The organism is Pseudomonas sp. IT-P2, assembly GCF_949767575.1.
GTDB classification, from domain to species: domain Bacteria; phylum Pseudomonadota; class Gammaproteobacteria; order Pseudomonadales; family Pseudomonadaceae; genus Aquipseudomonas; species Aquipseudomonas pharyngis.
Window position 1 is genome coordinate 477,046 of the sequence record NZ_CATKQA010000011.1, and the last position, 19,205, is coordinate 496,250.

General features: G+C 58.7%; 15 protein-coding genes. 7 read left to right on the plus strand and 8 right to left on the minus strand.

Annotation, left to right across the window (positions count from 1 at the left end; genetic code table 11):
• Positions 1–134 precede the first annotated feature (134 nt).
• The 5 genes from ACM6JM_RS08995 to ACM6JM_RS09015 all read right to left on the minus strand — a co-directional run bounded on the left by ACM6JM_RS08995 (position 135) and on the right by ACM6JM_RS09015 (position 5,508).
• Positions 135–1,445, minus strand: coding sequence for an ABC transporter substrate-binding protein (locus ACM6JM_RS08995; RefSeq protein ID WP_039768253.1), 1,311 nt, complete (start codon positions 1,443–1,445; stop codon positions 135–137).
• Positions 1,446–1,671: 226 nt separating this feature from the next.
• The gene (locus ACM6JM_RS09000; protein ID WP_039768255.1) at positions 1,672–2,577 is read right to left on the minus strand and encodes an AraC family transcriptional regulator; all 906 of its coding nucleotides are present in this window, start codon (positions 2,575–2,577) and stop codon (positions 1,672–1,674) included.
• 99 nt (positions 2,578–2,676) lie between these two features.
• Positions 2,677–3,540, minus strand: coding sequence for a phospholipase (locus ACM6JM_RS09005; protein ID WP_103386112.1), 864 nt, complete (start codon positions 3,538–3,540; stop codon positions 2,677–2,679).
• Between the two features lie 146 nt (positions 3,541–3,686).
• Positions 3,687–4,976: a glycosyltransferase gene (locus tag ACM6JM_RS09010; protein ID WP_085667070.1), complete on the minus strand. Its 1,290-nt coding sequence runs from the start codon at positions 4,974–4,976 to the stop codon at positions 3,687–3,689.
• 166 nt (positions 4,977–5,142) lie between these two features.
• On the minus strand, positions 5,143–5,508 hold the full coding sequence (locus ACM6JM_RS09015) for a response regulator (protein ID WP_039768263.1): 366 nt from the start codon (positions 5,506–5,508) through the stop codon (positions 5,143–5,145).
• A 264-nt stretch (positions 5,509–5,772) separates the two neighbouring features.
• Between ACM6JM_RS09015 and ACM6JM_RS09020 the strand changes: the two genes are divergently transcribed.
• Genes ACM6JM_RS09020 through ACM6JM_RS09040 form a run of 5 tightly spaced genes read left to right on the plus strand, consistent with a single transcriptional unit; the run spans position 5,773 to position 12,317 of the window.
• Positions 5,773–9,264 (plus strand): response regulator, encoded by a 3,492-nt coding sequence (locus ACM6JM_RS09020; protein ID WP_414881690.1) that lies wholly within the window; start codon positions 5,773–5,775, stop codon positions 9,262–9,264.
• Positions 9,264–10,097: a CheR family methyltransferase gene (locus ACM6JM_RS09025; RefSeq protein ID WP_074690657.1), complete on the plus strand. Its 834-nt coding sequence runs from the start codon at positions 9,264–9,266 to the stop codon at positions 10,095–10,097. The genes ACM6JM_RS09020 and ACM6JM_RS09025 overlap by 1 nt, the downstream gene beginning before the upstream one ends.
• Entirely contained in the window at positions 10,094–10,687 is a 594-nt protein-coding gene (locus ACM6JM_RS09030; RefSeq protein WP_039768269.1) for a chemotaxis protein CheB, read from the plus strand. Before ACM6JM_RS09025 ends, ACM6JM_RS09030 begins: the two co-directional genes overlap by 4 nt.
• Positions 10,681–11,895 carry a hybrid sensor histidine kinase/response regulator gene (locus ACM6JM_RS09035; protein ID WP_039768271.1) on the plus strand — a complete coding sequence of 405 codons (1,215 nt, stop codon included), beginning with the start codon at positions 10,681–10,683 and terminating at the stop codon, positions 11,893–11,895. Before ACM6JM_RS09030 ends, ACM6JM_RS09035 begins: the two co-directional genes overlap by 7 nt.
• Positions 11,896–11,939: 44 nt before the next feature.
• Positions 11,940–12,317 carry a response regulator gene (locus tag ACM6JM_RS09040; RefSeq protein WP_007954537.1) on the plus strand — a complete coding sequence of 126 codons (378 nt, stop codon included), beginning with the start codon at positions 11,940–11,942 and terminating at the stop codon, positions 12,315–12,317.
• 13 nt (positions 12,318–12,330) lie between these two features.
• Here the strand turns inward: ACM6JM_RS09040 and ACM6JM_RS09045 are convergent, their stop codons facing one another.
• From ACM6JM_RS09045 to ACM6JM_RS09055, 3 genes are all read right to left on the minus strand, one after another.
• Positions 12,331–14,001 (minus strand): ATP-binding protein, encoded by a 1,671-nt coding sequence (locus ACM6JM_RS09045; protein WP_103386109.1) that lies wholly within the window; start codon positions 13,999–14,001, stop codon positions 12,331–12,333.
• Positions 13,998–15,500, minus strand: coding sequence for an ATPase domain-containing protein (locus ACM6JM_RS09050; protein WP_039768275.1), 1,503 nt, complete (start codon positions 15,498–15,500; stop codon positions 13,998–14,000). Before ACM6JM_RS09050 ends, ACM6JM_RS09045 begins: the two co-directional genes overlap by 4 nt.
• Before the next feature lie 129 nt (positions 15,501–15,629).
• Entirely contained in the window at positions 15,630–16,685 is a 1,056-nt protein-coding gene (locus ACM6JM_RS09055) for a tetratricopeptide repeat protein (protein WP_039768276.1), read from the minus strand.
• A gap of 192 nt (positions 16,686–16,877) precedes the next feature.
• Here ACM6JM_RS09055 and ACM6JM_RS09060 point away from each other — a divergent pair, with 192 nt between their 5' ends.
• Positions 16,878–19,013 carry an FUSC family protein gene (locus tag ACM6JM_RS09060; RefSeq protein WP_210709197.1) on the plus strand — a complete coding sequence of 712 codons (2,136 nt, stop codon included), beginning with the start codon at positions 16,878–16,880 and terminating at the stop codon, positions 19,011–19,013.
• The gene (locus tag ACM6JM_RS09065) at positions 19,003–19,203 is read left to right on the plus strand and encodes a DUF1656 domain-containing protein (protein ID WP_039768281.1); all 201 of its coding nucleotides are present in this window, start codon (positions 19,003–19,005) and stop codon (positions 19,201–19,203) included. The genes ACM6JM_RS09060 and ACM6JM_RS09065 overlap by 11 nt, the downstream gene beginning before the upstream one ends.
• Positions 19,204–19,205: the final 2 nt, after the last annotated feature.

Below are 19,205 nucleotides of genomic sequence, written 5' to 3' on the forward strand. Positions count from 1 at the left end.
CAGACCTATGGAGATCCCTTGTGGGAGCGGGCTTGCTCGCGAAAGCGGACTTTCAGTCGACATCCATGTTGAATGTCAGATTGCTTTCGCGCGCAAGCTCGCTCCCACAGGGGCAGGAGCAGCTTTTCGCAGGATTACTTCGGATAACCCGCGCGCTTCATCTCGCGTTCGGTGGTTTGCTGCGCGGCAGTCAACGCCTGGTCGACCGTGGTCTGGCCAATCAGCGCGGCCGAGAACAGCTTGCCGACCTGGGTGCCTACACCCTGGAATTCAGGAATGGTCACCAGCTGGATGCCGATGTACGGCACAGGTTTGAGGGTCGGTTTGCTCGGGTCGGCCGCTTTCAGCGATTCCAGCGTGACCTTGGCAAACGGCGCGGCGCTCATGTAAGCGTCACTGTAGGTCGAGGCACGGGTGCCCGGCGGAACGTTGGCGATGCCGTCGGTCTTGGCGACTAGTGCGCCGTACTCTTTTGAGGTGGCCCAAGCGCTGAATTCTTTGGCGGCGTCTTTGGCCTTGGAACTGGTCGGAATCGCCAGCGCCCACGAATACAGCCACGCCGAGCCTTTGTCGGTGACCTGATGCGGCGCGTAGGTAAAGCCGACGTGATCGGCGACCTTGCTTTGAGTCTTGTCGGTAACGAACGAACCGGCGACGCTGGCATCGACCCACATTGCGCACTTGCCGCTGTTGAACAGGGCGAGGTTTTCGTTGAAACCGTTGCTGGAGGCGCCCGGTGGGCCGGATTTCTTCATGGTGTCGACGTAGAAGTTCAGCGCGTTCTTCCACTCCGGACCGCTGAATTCGGGTTTCCACTGCTCATCGAACCAGCGTGCGCCGTAGGCGTTGGCCACGGTGGTGATCAGCGCAATGTTTTCACCCCAGCCGGCCTTGCCGCGCAGACAGATGCCGTACTGTTCCTTGTCCTTGTGGGTGAGTTTTTCGGCGAAGCCGGCGATCTGTTCCCAGGTCGGGCGCTCCGGCATGGTCAGGCCGGCGTCCTTGAACAGGTCGGTGCGGTAGTAGGTGATGGAGCTTTCGGCGTAGAACGGCAGGGCGTACAGCGAACCCTTCACCGACAGGCCTTCGCGCACCGACGGAAATACATCGTCGAGGGCGTAGCTGGCCGGCAGATCCTTCATCGGTTCGAGCCAGCCTTTTGCACCCCAGAGTGCGGCTTCGTACATGCCGATGGTCAACACGTCGAACTGACCGCCCTGAGTGGCAATGTCGGTGGTCAGGCGCTGACGCAGGACGTTTTCTTCCAGCACCACCCAATTGAGCTTGATGTCCGGATGCTCGGTCTCGAAGGTCTTCGAGAGCTTTTGCATGCGGATCATGTCGCTGTTATTGACGGTGGCGATGGTCAGGGTCTGGGCGCCAAGGCTGACGCTGCTGAGGGTCATGCAGGTGAGGGCCAGCAGAGCTTTTGCAGTGGGTTGCATCGTGCACTCCTTTTCTGCACCCGGCGGGGGCAGAAGGACAGTTATTGTTTTTGTGTTCTTCCAGCGGGGGAAGAATGTGCACTGATTACAGCCTTCTGACGCAGGGCTGACAAATCATCCCTAGCACTTGAATCGATACTTTTTTGCACTCGGGATTGGCGCGGCAAACGCAGGGAAGGGCGTTTCAGAAGGACGGCCGGCATGAATCCGTACAGGTTTTCCGGCGTCAGCCGTGGTTTTGCTCGGTCAGGCGTTGCACCACCAACCGCCGATAATGCGAAGGCGTCATGCCTTTGAGCTGCTGAAAACGCCGATTGAAATTGGAAATATTGTTGAAGCCCGACTCGAAACACACCTCGGTCACCGGTTTGTCGCCGTCCGCCAGCAGTTCGCAGGATTTGCTGATACGCAGGCGATTGACGAATTCGATGAAGTTGCGCCCGGTGGCCTGCTTGAACACCCGACTGAAATAGGTCGGCTTCATGCCCAGGTGCTCGGCGACTTCCTCCAGCGGCAACTCGCGGGCGTAGTGGGCGAAGATGTAATCCACTGCGCGGTTGGTGCGGTCGATGTTGTGCTCGTCGGCCAGTTGCGGGGTGGTCGCGCCGGACAGCAACTGGTAGTCGTCGCAGGCCGCCAACAATTCCATCAGGATGAAAAAATGCCCGAGGCGGGTGATGCCGTTTGAATCGGCGATGCGTTGCATCAGGGTCATGGCTTGGCGAATGGTGTGCGGGGAACGGAATTCGATGCCGTACTGCGCACGCTCGAGCAGCGGCGCCAGGGTCTTGAGTTCGGCGAATACCTGATGGCCGCTTTCAAACAGCTCATCGGTGAAGTTGACCAGCATGTCGCGTTTCTCGACCACTTCGTCTTCGGCCACCTGGCTGATCCAGTTGTGCGGCAGATTGGGGCCGGTCAGGAACAGCGTCTGCGGGTAGAAATTGCCGATGTAGTCGCCGATGAACACCTTGCCCGAACTGGCGACGATCAGGTGCAGCTCGTATTCCTTGTGAAAGTGCCAGCGCACCAGCGGGCAGGGGAAACCATGCTGGCGATAGATGATGGACAACCCGTTGTGGTCATCCATCAGCTCGTAGGAGGGATCGGTCACGCGAGCGGTTCGGGTCATGGCTGAGTGCTTTTCTTGTTATCGCCTGACGATCATGCCTCGTTTTCCGTGCTTAGCACCAGTGTGCGGCTTCGACAGCGCTTTGAATCACTGGTGTGATTAGATTTTTCTACGGGCTTTTGCAAGGTTGGCCGTTCGGCAGAATGAAACGATCCGACTATTTTTTATGAAGTCGAAATTAATGATGCTGCATCGCTGCGCCCATTCAGTTTTGTCCGGATCAAACCAGTTATCCAGCTCATCAAGGATGCGTAGGGGGCCGATAATGCCATAACAGGTCGTGCTTAGTGACCAAGGCCTCCCACCGGGTGGAGCTTTCATGACACTTTTAATGTATTGATAAAGATCATCGACGCTGACCATTTCTTTATTGATCCACGAGTGCGGGATCCTGTCGCAGAAATACCTGCGATCGAGTTGGTGGTGATAGGGGGCTGCCACTAATAATCGTTGCAAAGGACTCGCGGCTTTTAGCTCGTGCAACGCAAGATGCCTGTTTTCTACAGGAATTATTCGATCGCCAAGTTTTTTGAGCAGGGTGTCGTTGAACAGCTGGTAATCAAATTCGTCTGAACCTTTGTTGAGTTCATGAAAGTCCAGAATAATAAATTCATCTCGACTTCTTTCAAGAAACGATTCGATCTCGATTACCAGATCACCTAAATGGCGTGAAGACAGATATCCGCTGTGCTGGAACTGGAATTTCTTCATGTCGTCCGCTTTGGCGTAGTACCCCAGACGGAGGTCAAGTGCCCGGGCGCCACGGTTGAGTTGGGCATAGATCGGCACATCCTGACAAGCTATCCAGGTTTCAGCCAGAGGCACTGCATAAGATGCTTCACGGTCACAGCCGGCATTGTGAGCACCCGGCAAAGTCATCTCCGTAAGAGACAGGTCATCGATCGCCGGCGTGGCAGCCATCCAATTGTGAAGCTCAAAGTTATTATCCAAAAAATTATTCATCTATACATGCCTGCAAGTTTTTAATGGCGCCGACTTTGAAAGGTGATGGCGCTTGCAGGATGTTTATATTGTTTGGGGGTTTAAGTGGCCACTCATTATTTAATTCAGGTTGTTGGTTGTTGTTTGTGCTTGTTTCGGAGGTGTGCTTACTTGTTCAGGTTCTTCGCCTCGATCCATTGCGCCATGTATTGCGTGCTCTTGTGAGCGTGATGTCGCAACATGCCACCCGTAAAGTTGCTGAGTCTCAGTTTTGCAATATTCTTGCGACATTCCTGCAGTTTATTGATCAGCGCCTGGCCATGGACCGCTTGCTGATAAATGTCCTTGAGCAGGGTATTGCCCTGAGACTGGGCAACTTGCCAACGGACTTCGTCGCGATAAAGTTGTACCGCGGCATTCGCCAGGTCCTGCGCCGTGCGGCAGACCGCGCCAGGCCACGGCTGATCGGTGTGCATGCCTTCCGCGCCAATAGGGGTAGTGACGCTGGGGGTACCGCAGAGCATGGCGTCGATCAGTTTTCCCTTGATGCCCGCACCGAAACGCAGAGGGGCCAGGCAAATACGCGCATCGGACATGACCTGCAACGCATCCTCTGCCCAGTTCATGATGTGAAAACCCTGCGCAACATTGTGCAACGCCGCTGCCTTGGGTGGCGTGTAGGCGCCATAAACATGCAGTTGGGCTTTTGGCAGTTGTTCGCGAATCAACGGCCAGACGGTCGATTTCATCCACAAGACCGCATCCCAGTTCGGCGCATGACGGAAATTGCCGATACTGAGGAAGTGCGCACGCTCTTCGAAGGGTTTCGCAGGTGTGCTGGGCGCTTCGACCATCAAGGGACACCAGTGCAACAGCTCGCGCGGCAGTTTGAACTGCTGCACCAGCAACTCGATTTCCACCTGCGAGATCATCAGGTTCAGGTCGCAGCGATACAGCGCGGCAATCTCGCGTTTTGCCAGATCGGTGTCAGCCATCAGCTCGAACTCTTCGGCCAGCGCCGGCGCAAACAACTGATTGAAGTCGTTGGCATCATCGCTGTGCTTGAGCCGGTCCTTCAATCGCTGGTGCCGGGCATGCCGCAGGCTTTGCAGATCCGAGGTTTCCAGCACACGCAAGGCATCGGGGCAGTGTTTCTCTACGCGCCAGCCGAATTGTTCTTCAATCATGAATTGATCGAAGAGCACGATGTCCGGCGCCAGCTCGCTGATGAATGTGTCGAAACTGCTGCTGTTCAGCTCGATCGGGACCGTATGGATTCCCAGCTCGCCCAAATCGGCCGGATGTTCGCCAACACCGGCAGGGCTGGCAAAGGTGATTTGCCAACCCTGGCGCAGGAACGTTTCGAGAATTTGCATCACATGCCCGCTTGCCGCAGAGGAACGAGGTTCCGGCCAGACATAACCAATGACGAGGACTTTGGTTGCGGGCTGACTCATGAGAAACGGTTCCTGGAACGAGGTGACGGAAAAAAAGGCGCGCGGATTAGACCATAACCCAGGCGTCGGGTGATCCGTTTTTATCGGGTTTGCATCGGACGAGGCCGAGGGAGAAGGCGATCGACAGGGCGTGTGAAAGCTTCATTCAGACATTGAAGTCTCGTGCTCAGGATTGCCCGAGAACGGCTTTGACCTTGTCTCGCAGTTGATCAATGGAAAATGGCTTGCCGATCACATGCATGTCCATCGGTACTTCAATGGTCTCGGCATAACCGCTGGCAAACAGAATCGGCAGTGTGGGGCGAATATTGCGGGCTTCGGTGGCCAGTTGACGGCCATCCATGATCGGCAAGCCGACGTCGGTCATCATCAGGTCGATGTGCTGATTCGTATCCTTGAGGATTTCCAGCGCCTGCTCGCTGCCATCTGCCTCCAGAACCTTGAACTCCAGCTCCTCCAGCACATCGACGATCAGCATGCGCACGATGGCATCGTCTTCTACTACAAGGATGGTGGACACAGGGCTGGACATAATGGCGGCTCTCAAGAATGGGGGACGGGGCGCCGGTCGATCAAAAATGCCGGGCTCTTGCATGAGTAAGTGGCGCATAGCCACAAGTTCCCGACGGCATACAAAAAAAGGATAGGCGCAAACGGGCGGGCAAGGATAACTGTTGGGCCGCGATTCGGCGTAGGCAAATGTAGGAAAACAGTACTAAAGCTGTGAGAAAAATGGATCCATGGTGCCGTTTTGGGGCAAACTCCCTGGTTTTCAACAGTTCGACAAGGCTGCCACATGTCCTCTCCGTCTTCGGTTGATGAGCAACGGTTTCGCAAACTCCTGACCCGCAACGTCAGTTTGCCGTTGGGCGTCGGCGTCATCAGTGCCGTGTTCTTCATTTCATTGATCACCTATTTGTTGTCCGTGATTCAGTGGGTGGAGCACACCGACCGGGTGATCAATAACGCCAACGAAGCGGTGAAACTCACCGTGGATCTGGAAACCGGCATGCGCGGGTATCTGCTCAGCGGCGACGAGCACTTCCTCGACCCGTACGAGACGGCCAAGCCCCGGATTGCCGTGGCACTCAACACGTTGCTTGAGCTGACTGCCGACAACCCGGCGCAAACCGATCGCCTGCGTCGACTTCAGGCGCTGCAAACCGAGTGGGCGACGTATGCGCAATCGATGATCGATCTGCAACGGGCCAGTGGCGATTACAAGTCGGCGGTCAAAGCGGGGAAGGGCAAGCGCCTGACCGATGAAATACGTAAACAGTTCGAAGATGTGATTGAAACCGAGCAGTTGCTGCGCGCCTCGCGCAACGAGGACGTGCGCCGCACCACGGTCTGGAGCATCAGCCTTTATCTGCTGTTCGTGGCCGGCATCAGCGGTCTGTTGGCCTATGTCGGTCGACGCGATCTGCTCAACCTTTCGCAAAGTTATGGTGCGACCCTCGCGGCGCAAGAGGCCAGCGCCCTTCGTCTGGAACAACAAGCGTGGCTGCGCAACGGTCAGACTCAGCTGGCAGAGCAGGTGCTGGGGCAACTGACGCTGAATCTGCTGGGGCGCAATATCCTGCAATTCTGCGCCCAGTACCTCGGCACCGCCGTGGCCGCGTTGTATGTGCGCGAGGAACATGGCGGCCTCAAACGCGTGGCGACTTACGGATTCTCCCGCGAACAGGAACAGCAGAATCAATTGATCTACAGCGATGAAGGCCTTGTCGGACAGGTCGCACAGCAGGCTCGGCTGCTTCGTCTCGATTCAGTGCCGTCCGACTACTTCAAGGTCAGTTCCGGTCTGGGCGAAGGCCTGCCGCACAGCGTGCTGGTGGTACCTACCAGTGATGACGAGCGGGTCAACGGCGTAATCGAGCTCGGTTTCCTGCGTCCGCTCACCGACCGTGATGTGGCGCTGCTGGAACTGATCGCCGGCAATATCGGCACCTCCATCGAAGCCGCGCGCTATCGCCAGCGCTTGCAGGAAGTGCTGGCTGAAACCCAGCAACTCAATGAAGAGTTGCAGGTGCAGCAGGAAGAGCTGAAAACCGCCAACGAAGAGTTGGAGGAGCAATCGCGGATTCTCAAGGAATCCCAGGCGCATCTGGAAACCCAGCAAGTCGAGCTGGAACAGACCAACGAGCAACTGGCCGAACAGGCCCAGACCCTGGCCGAGCAGCGCGACGCCATGGACCAGAAGAACACCGAGCTCAATCTGGCCCAGGTGCAGCTCGAAGAGCGCGCCGAAGAGTTGCAGCGCTCGAGCAAGTACAAATCCGAATTCCTGGCCAACATGTCCCACGAGCTGCGCACGCCGCTGAACAGTTCGCTGATCCTGGCCAAGCTGCTGGCGGAAAACCCGCAGGACAACCTCAGCGCCGAGCAGGTCAAGTTCGCCGAGTCGATCTACTCTGCCGGCAACGATCTGCTCAACCTGATCAACGACATTCTCGACATTTCCAAGGTGGAAGCCGGCAAACTCGAAGTGGTGCCGGAAAACACCAGCGTCGCGCGCCTGGCCGACGGCCTGCGCAGCGTCTTCGAACCATTGGCGGCGGACAAGAAACTGACGTTCACCGTCGAGTTGCAGCCTGATGCGCCGATCACTCTGTTTACCGATCGCCAGCGTCTGGAGCAGGTGATCAAGAACCTGCTGTCCAACGCCGTGAAATTCACCGAACAGGGCACGGTCAGCCTGACCATCGCCGGCCAGCCGGACGATCGCATTGCTTTCATCGTGCGCGACTCGGGGATCGGGATTGCGCAGGATCAACAGGAAAGCATTTTCGAAGCCTTCCGCCAGGCCGACGGCACCACCAACCGCAAATATGGCGGCACCGGGTTGGGGCTGTCGATTTCCCGGGATCTGGCGACGTTGCTGGGCGGTTCAATCAGCGTCAGCAGCGCGCCGGGGCAGGGCAGTGCCTTCACCCTGGTGTTGCCGCAACAATACCGCGAGCCGGGCGACGCGCCGGTCGCGCCGCTGACGTTCAGCCCGCCCGCTGCCGCTCCGGTCATTGCATCCGCCGTGACGGTTTCGCCGCTGGCCTCTGTCGACATTCCGCGCTTCAACGATGACCGCAATAAAGCGCCGTTCGATACCCGCTGCATTCTGGTGGTGGAAGACGAACCGAATTTCGCCCACATCCTCTATGACCTGGCCCATGAACTGGGCTACCAGTGCCTGGTCGCGCACGGGGCGGATGAAGGTTATGACCTGGCCAAAGAGTTCGTGCCGGACGCGATCCTGCTGGACATGCGCCTGCCGGATCACTCGGGTCTGACCGTCCTGCAGCGTCTGAAAGAACACGCCGAAACCCGGCACATCCCGGTGCACGTAATTTCCGTGGAAGACCGCGTCGAAGCGGCCATGCACATGGGCGCCATCGGTTACGCGGTCAAGCCGACCACTCGCGAAGAGCTCAAGGACGTGTTTGCCCGTCTCGAAGCCAAGCTCACGCAGAAGGTCAAACGTGTGCTGCTGGTGGAGGACGACGATCTGCAGCGGGAAAGCATTGCCCGCCTGATCGGCGACGATGACATCGAAATCACCGCCGTCGGCCTGGCGCAGGACGCGCTGGAACTGCTGCGCACGACGATCTTCGATTGCATGGTCATCGATCTGAAGCTGCCGGACATGCTTGGCAACGATCTGCTCAAGCGCATGTCCACCGAGGACATCTGCTCGTTCCCGCCGGTCATTGTCTACACAGGGCGCAATCTGACCCGCGACGAAGAAGCCGAACTGCGCAAGTACTCGCGTTCGATCATCATCAAGGGCGCACGCTCGCCGGAACGTCTGCTGGACGAGGTCACACTCTTTCTGCACAAAGTCGAATCACAGTTGTCCCATGAACGGCAGAAGATGCTCAAGACCGCCCGCAGCCGCGACAAGGTCTTCGAAGGACGCAAGGTGCTGCTGGTGGACGACGATGTACGCAACATATTCGCCCTGACCAGCGCGCTGGAAACCAAGGGGGCCGTTGTGGTGATCGGCCGTAACGGCCGCGAAGCGATTGAAAAACTGAATGAAGTCGAGGACATCGACCTGGTGCTGATGGACGTGATGATGCCGGAGATGGATGGTTTTGAAGCCACCATCGAAATCCGCAAGGATCCGCGCTGGCGCAAGTTGCCGATCATCGCGGTGACGGCCAAGGCCATGAAGGACGATCAGGAGCGCTGCCTGCAGGCGGGCGCCAATGATTACCTGGCCAAGCCTATCGACCTGGATCGTCTGTTCTCGCTGATTCGCGTGTGGTTACCCAAGATGGAACGCATTTAGTGGAACGTAGTAATTCCGTTGAGCGGAACAGTGAAATCGAACTGCGGTTGCTGATCGAGGCGATTTATCTCAAGTACAGCTACGATTTTCGCGATTACTCCGGCGCCTCGATCAAGCGCCGTGTGCAACATGCGTTGAACCAGTTCGAGTGCGCGACCATCTCGGCCTTGCAGGAGAAAGTCCTGCATGACCCGACGGCGTTCATGCAGTTGCTGCAATTGCTGACGATCCCGGTCAGCGAGATGTTCCGCGATCCATCGCACTTCCTGGCGATCCGTCAGGAGGTGGTGCCGCTGCTCAAGACCTATCCGTCGATCAAGATCTGGATCGCCGGTTGCAGTACCGGTGAGGAGGTCTACTCGATGGCGATCCTGCTGCGCGAAGAAGGCCTGCTTGATCGTACGATCATCTACGCCACCGACATCAACCCGCGTTCGCTGGACAAGGCCAAGCAGGGGATCTTTTCGATGGAGAACGTGCGAGCCTATACGGCCAACTATCAGCAGGCCGGCGGTCAGCGCTCTTTCGCCGACTACTACACTGCGGCGTACGGCTACGCGATTTTCGACAAGAGCCTGTGTGAAAACGTGACGTTCGCCGATCACAGCCTGGCGACCGATAGTGTATTCTCCGAAACTCAATTAATTTCATGTCGTAACGTGTTGATTTACTTCAACAAAAAACTTCAGGATCGAGCGTTCGGGTTGTTCCATGAATCGCTGTGCCACCGTGGCTTCCTCGTGCTGGGCAGCAAGGAAACCCTGGATTTTTCCGGCTATTCCAACCAGTTCGAACCGCTGGTGAAACAAGAACGGATCTACCGCAAATCATGAACAGTGCAGCGGATTTGCCTCGGGTCGAGGCGATTGTGGTCGGGGCTTCCGCCGGTGGCGTCGAGGCCTTGCTGACCATGCTTGGCTCGCTGCGGGCCGGGTTCGGTCTGCCGATCATCATCGTGCTGCATTTGCCGGAAGAGCGCCGCAGCCAGCTCGCCGAGGTGTTCGCCCGGCGGCTGGCGCTGCCGGTAGCAGAAGCCATCGATAAACAGGACATCACGCCCGGCACCGTGTACTTCGCGACGCCGGGTTATCACCTGTCGGTGGAGCAGGACCTCAGTCTGTCGCTGAGCCTTGAAGACCGCTTGCACCATTCGCGGCCTTCGATCGATTTCCTGTTCGAGTCCGCCGCTGATGCCTACGGGCCGGCGCTGGCCGCAGTGCTGCTGACCGGCGCGAACCACGATGGCGCGCGAGGCCTGGCGCAAGTCAAACGCCTGGGCGGGCTGACCATCGTGCAGGACCCCGACGAGGCGCAGGTCGCCACCATGCCTCGCGCGGCACTGAAAACGCATCAACCGGATTACATCCTTCCCATACACGGCATCGGCCGTCTGCTTGTCGAGCTGGAACGAATCGCATGCTGAGTAATATCCAGGCAAAACTGCTGATCGTCGACGATCTGCCCGAGAACCTGCTGGCCCTCGAAGCGCTGATCAAACGCGAAGACCGCACCGTCTACAAAGCGCTGTCGGCGGACGAAGCGCTGTCGCTGCTGCTGCAACACGAGTTCGCCATGGCCATCCTCGACGTGCAGATGCCCGGCATGAACGGCTTCGAACTGGCCGAATTGATGCGCGGTACCGAGAAAACCAAAAACATTCCAATCATCTTCGTCAGCGCCGCTGGCCGCGAACTCAATTACGCGTTCAAGGGCTACGAAAGCGGGGCGGTGGACTTCCTGCACAAGCCGCTGGACATCCATGCGGTAAAAAGCAAGGTGAATGTCTTTGTCGATCTGTACCGCCAGAGCAAGGCGATGAAGCAACAGGTCGAAGCGCTGGAGCAGAGCCGTCGCGAACAGGAAGCGCTGTTGCAGCAACTGCAAAGCACCCAGGGCGAACTGGAGCAGGCGGTACGCATGCGTGACGATTTCATGTCGATCGTCGCCCACGAAGTGCGCACGCCCCTTAACGGCCTTATCCTCGAAACCCAACTGCGCAAGATGCACTTGGCCCGGGACAACGCTGCCGCGTTCACCCTCGACAAAATGCACGCGATGGTTGACCGCGACGAGCGCCAGATCAAAAGCCTGATCCGGCTGATCGAGGACATGCTCGACGTCTCGCGGATCCGCACCGGCAAGCTGTCGATTCGCCCGAGTCGCTTCGATCTCGCGCAGTTGGTGAGCAACTTGCTGCAAAACTTTGCGCAACAGATCGAGGCGGCGGAAACCACCGTTTCCTTCGAAGCGGAGAGTCCGGTCGAAGGCTGCTGGGATGAGTTTCGCATCGAACAGGTGATTTCCAACCTGCTGACCAATGCCTTGCGTTATGGCGGTAGAAGCCCGATTCAGGTGCGCGTCTATCGCCAGGGCAACCAGGCACGTGTCGAGGTCCAGGATCACGGCATCGGCATTAGCGAGGAAAATCAGAAACGTATTTTTCAACAGTTCGAACGCGTCTCCGCCAAGACGGTGGTGGCCGGCCTCGGACTGGGTCTGTTCATCTCCGAACAGATCGTCGCCGCCCATGGCGGCTTCATCGTCGTCGAAAGCAAGATCAACGAGGGCGCCCTGTTTCGCGTTTGTCTGCCGCTCCAGGAAAACGGCGAAACAAACGCAACCTCTGAGTGACCGCACGGTCGTATCAGCAGCTATTGACCGAACAAAGGCTTCCCATGAGCGTAGATGCACAAGATGTAGTACTCGTCGTCGAGGACGAACCGGTGATCCTGATGGTGCTGACAGACTATCTGTCAGGGCAGGGCTATCGCGTATTGCAGGCCGAGAACGGCGAGCAGGCGTTCGAGATTCTGGCGAGCAAGCCGCATCTGGACATGTTGATTACTGATTTTCGTTTGCCGGGAGGCATCTCGGGCGTGCAGATCGCCGAACCCGCCGTCAAATTGCGCCCTGATCTGAAGGTGATCTTCATCAGCGGCTATCCGCAGGAAATCCGCGAGACCGGCAGCCCCATCACCCGCCGGGCGCCGATCCTGGAAAAGCCGTTCGATCTGGATGTATTGCAGGAGAAGATTCAGGAACTGCTGGCCTGAGGCGTGAACCGCCTCAGCTCTTGATCATCTCCCGCACCTTCGCCGTCAGCAGATCGAAGGTGAACGGCTTGGTGATCATCTGCATCCCGGAATCAAGGAACCCGCCGCGCACAGCGGCGTGTTCAGCGTAACCGGTAATGAACAGAACCTTCAGGTCGGGCCGGTATTGCCGGCCGATTTCCGCCAGTTGCCGGCCGTTCATGCCCGGCAGGCCGACGTCGCTGATCAGCAGATCGATACGCTGCTCCGAATCCAGAATCGGCACGGCACTGTCGGCATCGCTGGCCTCGACAAATCCATAACCCAGTTCGCTCAACACTGCACTGACCAGCACCCGCACGGCCGGATCGTCTTCGACGATCAATACGGTTTCGCCTTCCACGGCGTCGGGCGCCTGCTCCGTGTGCGTTGGCGCGTGAGACAACGATTCGCCCTGGAAGCGCGGCAGATAGAGTCTGACGGTGGTGCCCTCGTCGATTTTGCTGTCGATCGAGACGTGGCCACCGGATTGCTTGCTGAAACCGTAGATCATCGACAGACCCAAGCCGGTGCCCTGACCGATCGGCTTGGTGGTGAAAAATGGGTCGAATGCGCGATTGATCACGCTCTCGGGCATGCCGCAACCATTGTCGGTCACGCTCAATAGGACGTAATCGCCGGGCTTCAGGTTGCTGTAAGCGGCGGTGAAATCGCTTCCCAGCACCTGATTGCTCGTCTCGACTACCAGATTGCCGCCGTCGGGCATCGCGTCGCGGGCATTGATAACCAGGTTGAGCAGGGCGCTTTCCAGTTGATTGGGGTCGGCCTCGGCTACCCACAATTGTTCGTGCAGGCGCATGTCCAGTTGAATGCTTTCGTTGAGGCTGCGTTGCAGCAGTTCGCCCATCGATTGCACCAGATCGTTCATCTTCACCGCTTTTGAGTCCAGTGACTGGCGACGGGAAAATGCCAATAGACGGTGAGTCAGGCCGGCGGCGCGGTTGGCGGAGGTCACGCCGAGGTCGATGAGACTGTCGAGATCCTCCGTGCGGCCACGCGCCAGTCGACGGCGAATCAATTCGAGGCTGCCGATGATGCCGGTCAGCATGTTATTGAAGTCATGGGCGATACCGCCGGTCAATTGACCGACCGCTTCCATTTTCTGCGACTGACGTAGCGCTTCCTCGTTGTGCCGCAGTTGCGCCGTGCGTTCCTCGACTTGTTGCTCGAGGGTTTCCAGGGTCGATTGCAGGCGCCGTTCGCTCTCGCTCAGATCGATCAGGCGGTCGCGGGCCTCGTATTGTCGTCGTCGACCGCGCAGGGCGGTGGAGATCAGGCTGACCAGCGTCACCGGATGGAAGGGGCGTTCAAGAAACGTCACGTTACCCAGTAACTTGCTGAGCTGCGAAGAGGGGCCCTGTCCGGATCCGCCGTGATGGGTCAACAACACAATCGGCAGATCTGACCAGGCAGGCTGTTGCTCCAGATATAACAGCAGGGATTCCAGTTCCGGGCCATGCAGGGCTTCGACGGCGATCAACAGCAGCCCGGCGCCGGGTTCCAATTCGTTGCACAGGGTGGCCAGATCGGGAGTGATCAGGCCACCGTATCCGGCCTCGTTGAGGATCATCAGAGCAACCTGGCTGTCGCGACCCTGGGGTGCAAGTATCAGCGCCCGTTCCGACAGCGGCACGGTGACGGTCACAAGTTTTCATCCTTAAGCAGCGGGTTACTCGCGCCGAGGTAGGTGGGTACGCCACGCAGCACGCCCTGGAAAGCTTCCAATGGCTCACCGATGGTCATGCCTTGTTTGGAAATGCGATATTCGCGGATGGTCGATTCGTGGCTGCCGGTGCGTTTCTTGATGATCGAAACTGCGCGACGTACCTTGCCGAGGGCTTCGAAATAGCGCAGCAAAATCACAGTGTCGGCGAGGTAAGTGATGTCGACCGGGGCCTGCATGTCGCCGACCAGACCGTGTTGAGCGACGGTCATGAACGTCGCGGCGCCTTTGCGGTTCAGGTACAGCAGCAATTCGTGCATGTGCAGTACCAGCGCGTTCTCTTCCGGCATCGCGGCCTGATAGCCGTTGATGCTGTCGATCACCACGGTCTTGATGTCACCTTCATCGACGCAGCGTCGCACCCGGTGAGAGAACTCGCCGGGGGACAATTCGGCGGCGTCCACTTGTTCGATCAGCAGATTGCCGGTGGCCTGCAAAGCCTTGAGGTCAATGCCGATGTTGTTCATGCGCTCGAACAGCAAGCCCAGCTCTTCATCGAAAATGAACAGCGCAGCCTTTTCACCACGCGCCACGGCCGCTGCCGCGAAAATCATGGTGATCAACGATTTGCCGGTGCCCGCCGGGCCCAGAATCAGTGTGCTGGAGCCGGTCTCGATACCGCCACCGAGCAAAGCGTCCATTTCCTTGATACCGCTGGACAGCTGCAGGCGTGGGTAATCGCCGCGATGCTCCGCCGCCACCAGACGCGGGAAGACGTGCACGCCATCGCCCATGATGGTGAAGTCATGGAAGCCGCCACGGTACTTCTGGCCTCGGTACTTGATCACCCGCACGCGACGGCGCTCGGCGCCATAGTTGGGGGTCAGTTCTTCGAGGCGAATCACGCCGTGAGCGACACTGTGAACGGTTTTGTCCAGGGATTCGGTGGTCAGGTCATCCAACAGCAAAACCGTGGCGTCGTAGCGCACGAAGTAATGCTTGATCGCCAGAATCTGTCGACGGTAGCGCAGGGAGCTTTGCGCCAGCAGGCGGATTTCCGAGAGGCTGTCGAGCACCACACGGGTGGGTTTGAAGCGCTCGACCACTTCGAAAATCTGCTTGGTTGCTTCGCCCAGCTCAAGGTCCGAGGAGTACAGCAGGCTTTGATGATGCTCGGCGTTAAGCAGGCTTTCCGGGGGCGTCAGCTCGAAAATCTCGATATTTTCGTTCAGTTCCCAACCGTGGGACGCTGCGCCCTGGCGCAACTCTCGCTCGGTTTCGGACAGCGTGATGTACAACGAACGTTCGCCGGCTCGGGCGCCGGCCAGCAAGAAATGCAACGCGACTGTGGTTTTACCGGTTCCAGGCTCGCCCTCCAGCAAGAAAACGTGACTGCGGGACAAACCACCGGCCAGGATATCGTCCAACCCTTCGATGCCGGTGGCGGCTTTTGCACTGATCAACGCGTTCGATGTAGACAAAAAATGCCCTCTCATGACTAGGGGAAACGAGGCAGCGGGCGCCGGACGCCGTTTTGGCACTGCCTGATTACTTGACCTTTTGCCGTGACGACGGTTCCGATTTTCTTGCGGGATGTGTCGAGAAGGCCTCTAGAGGCCTTGCTGCAACGAGGGATCATCGGGGTTCATCTGCTCGAGCTGAGCCAACAGGATCTGCACGTTCTGCAACTGACCGCTTTCTTTCCAATAGTTGATCAGAAGCACCCGCGCCTTGCGATCGGCGGGGTGGCGCTGAACGATTTCCTGCAACTGCTTTTGTGCCGCTTCCAGTTCTTCGGCGCTGTGCAAGGTGGTGGCGAGGTCGTAGCGGTAATCCTTGTTGTCGGGCTCGAGTTCCACGGCCTTGGACAAGCCGAGCAGGGCGTACTCGCGTTGATCGTGGTGCAGCAGCCAGAGGCCCAGGGCATGTTGCAGATAGGCCGAGTCGGGCTGGGCCTTCAGTTGTCGGGCGAGCAGTTGTCGGGCAGCGTCGCTCTGGCCCTGACGGTCGAGCACTTCGATCTGCATCACCAGCGCCGGCAGGTTGCCGGGGTCGAGGCGCAGGGTTTGTTCCAGCGCTTGCTGTGCCTGTTTCAATTCAGCGTTGTGCAGATAAAGGCGCGCCAGTTGAGCGTAATTGGCAGCGCTTTCCGGCTGGGCCCTCAGCGCCTGCTCCCACACGTCGATGCCTTGCTGGAGCGGGGCGAAATACAGGCCCAGTTGATCCGGAGACAAGCCGAGCAGGGCGTTGATTGCGGCGAAGCGTACGGTTTGATCTTCATCGTCGAGCAACGGGCCCAACAGCAAACTGCGCTGACCGCCAGGCACCAGGCCCGTCACGCTTTTGATTGCGGCCAGTCGAACGTCCGGCGATTCGTTTTGCAGATCGGCATCCGCCAGTTTCAGGGCCTGGGGGCTCGGGTAGTTGGGCAGCTCGGCGTGCAGCCAGACACGCCGTTTGACTGAAAGATCCGGGCGCCCCAGTTGCTGGTACAGCATCCGCGCAGCCCCCGGTTGACCGGCACGAGCAGCGGCCAGCGCTTCGCTGTAACCGTGTTTGATCGCCTCCGGCACAACCGGCGCAGTGCTGCGCAAAGACAGCCAGGCGACGATCAGGACCAGCGCAAGGCCGAGGCTGATGAGCAAATAGCGGCGAGACTGAGGCATGCGAATTTCCGAAACTTTCGTTTTGCAGCGGAGGTCGCAAGCTTCTGTCAGCTCGCGCCGTGAGTCAAACCCTCTGCCCGATATGGCCTGCTACAGGCGTTGAATCGACCTACAGCTTGTGTCGACCCTGTTTGCCGTCATCCTCTCCATGCAGTGTCTACGCTTGCAGAAGTTGTTTCTACGAGGCCATCCATGCAGTCCCTGCTCATTTATTTCAAGGCAGTCATCCACCCCAGCCAGGCAGTACTGCTGTTTGGTTTGCGCACCATTGTCGCCGGATTGCTGACCTTGTACCTGGCGTTTCTGTTCGATCTCGACCAGCCGAAATGGTCGATCATGGCCGTAGTGATCATCAGCCAGCCACTGGCCGGGATGGCGCTGGCACGCAGCTTCGGGCAAATCATCGGGACAACCCTTGGCGCGGTGGTGGCAGTGCTGCTGATGGCGATCTTTCCCCAGGCGCCGTTGCCGTTCATCACGACCCTGGCGCTTTGGCTGGCCCTGTGCACGGCCGGCGGCACGTTATTGCGCTATACCAGTTCCCAGGCGTTCGTGCTTAGCGGGTACACCGCCGTGGTGGTGGCGCTGCTGGCGATTCCGGATCAGGACGGCACCTTTCTGCTGGCGGTGACCCGGGTCACCGAAACCTTGCTGGCGGTGGCGTGCGTATGCGTGGTCAGCCTGTTGACGGCGCGGCCCGAAGCGGTATCACGCAACTATTTCGCGAAGGTTGATCAGGTGATCAAGCTCGCCGCCACCCATGCCGCCGCTGTGCTTCGCACCGAAGAAAGCGAAGCGGACTTTCAGCGCCGGCAAATGCAGCTGCTGGGGGAAATCAGCGCCCTCGAAGGTCTGCGCCGGCACTTGTATTTCGATGCTCCACGCCTGCGCAGCGCCAACAATCTGGTGTTGTTGCTGGGCAATCAACTGATGCTGCTGACCTCACGCCTGACCGCGCTGCGTCACCAGCGGGAGCTGCTCACTGAGCGATGGGAGGGCGATCTGCCGCTGGAAATCCAGCAATTGCGTGCAGAAGAACTGGCACTGCTCGACCAGCTCGCACTGCAAGGGCGCTCATTGCCGGCCGAGGCGCGGCACCAGTTCGTCGCGCTGCAACAGCAGTTCGAAGGGCTCGCCTACAGGGCCGAACAATTGACGGAAGACATGAGTGCAACCCTGCGCTCGCTGGCGTGGGCATTGCGCTGGGAACAGGCGCGGCTGTTGCAGCAACTGGAGCAGATTCTCGAACTGAGCGATGCGATACAGGAAGGGCGGGAGGCCAGTTGCATGTTCCGTGGCCAGTCCAGCCCCTTGCACCTGGATTTCACTCTCGCGACGATGAACGCCATCCGCGCCTTCAGCGCATTGTTGGTGGCCGGACTGATCTGGATCGAAACCGCGTGGGACGGCGCGCGGGGCGGGATGATTCTGGTGGGGATTCTGTGTTCGTTGATGGCGACGTTTCCGCGCCCGTTGATCGCCGCGCAGAGTTACGCCCGAGGGCTGGGACTGGCCTTGGTGGTGTCGGCCTTCTATCAGTTCATGCTGGTCCCGGCGATCAGCGATTTCGAAATGTTGGCCTTGTTGCTAGCGCCTTTGCTGTATGTGATCGCAGTCGGACTGTCCAGCCCGGCCACCGCCGGTATCGGCATGGGGCTGGGGCTGTCGAGCTTCCTGATGCTCGGCCCGCAGAACGTCGGCACCGGGCAGAACACCGCCATTCAATGGTTCGAATTTGCCGGGGCCTACGTCAGTGCGGCGATGCTGGCTCTGATCGTCTACGCCTGGATTTTCCCGTTCCGCCCGGCGCTGCGCATCCGGCGCTTCTACAACGAAGCGCGGGAGCAGGTCTACCAATTGACCAAGAGCCCGGCCACCGATGAACAGCAATTCGCCTTCGAAAGTCGCATGGTCGATCGCCTGACCTCGATGCTTGGCGTGCTGCCAGCCGCCAACGATCAGGACATGCAGCGCCTGTATGAAATCAGCCTCGCCTGTGTAGCGCTGGGCGTGGCCATGCACCAGCTCAGGCAACAGGCGCAAAACAATGCTCTGCTTACGGACGATTTGCATAGGCAGCTGTCGACGGCATTGCGTCAGACCGGCCGTTTCGTCGCCGGCCGAACGGATGTGCGCCTGACACCGTTACTGGCTACGCTGCATGCGCTCGGCGATGAGCTGGATGCCTTGCATGTCGCCACCCATGCGCACTTGTGGTCGGTATTTCGCATGCGCGTGGCCCTGTTGATCGTGGTGTCGTTTCTGGAACGACATGGCGAGCATTTGCAGCCCGACCGATCTGAAGGAGAGCCCATCCTTGCCCATTGATTTCGAGATCGGCGGCGTTTACCTGCCGCCAATCGCTCAGGCATTGTTGCTGGCCATACCGGTTTTTCTGCTGCTCGACTGGGGTTTGCGCCGGCTCGGCGTCCTGCGTTTTGTCTGGCATGAGGCGCTGTTCGAAGGCGCCCTTTATGCCTGTGTGTGCGCCGCACTGATTCTGCTGATGGGAGCCTGAAA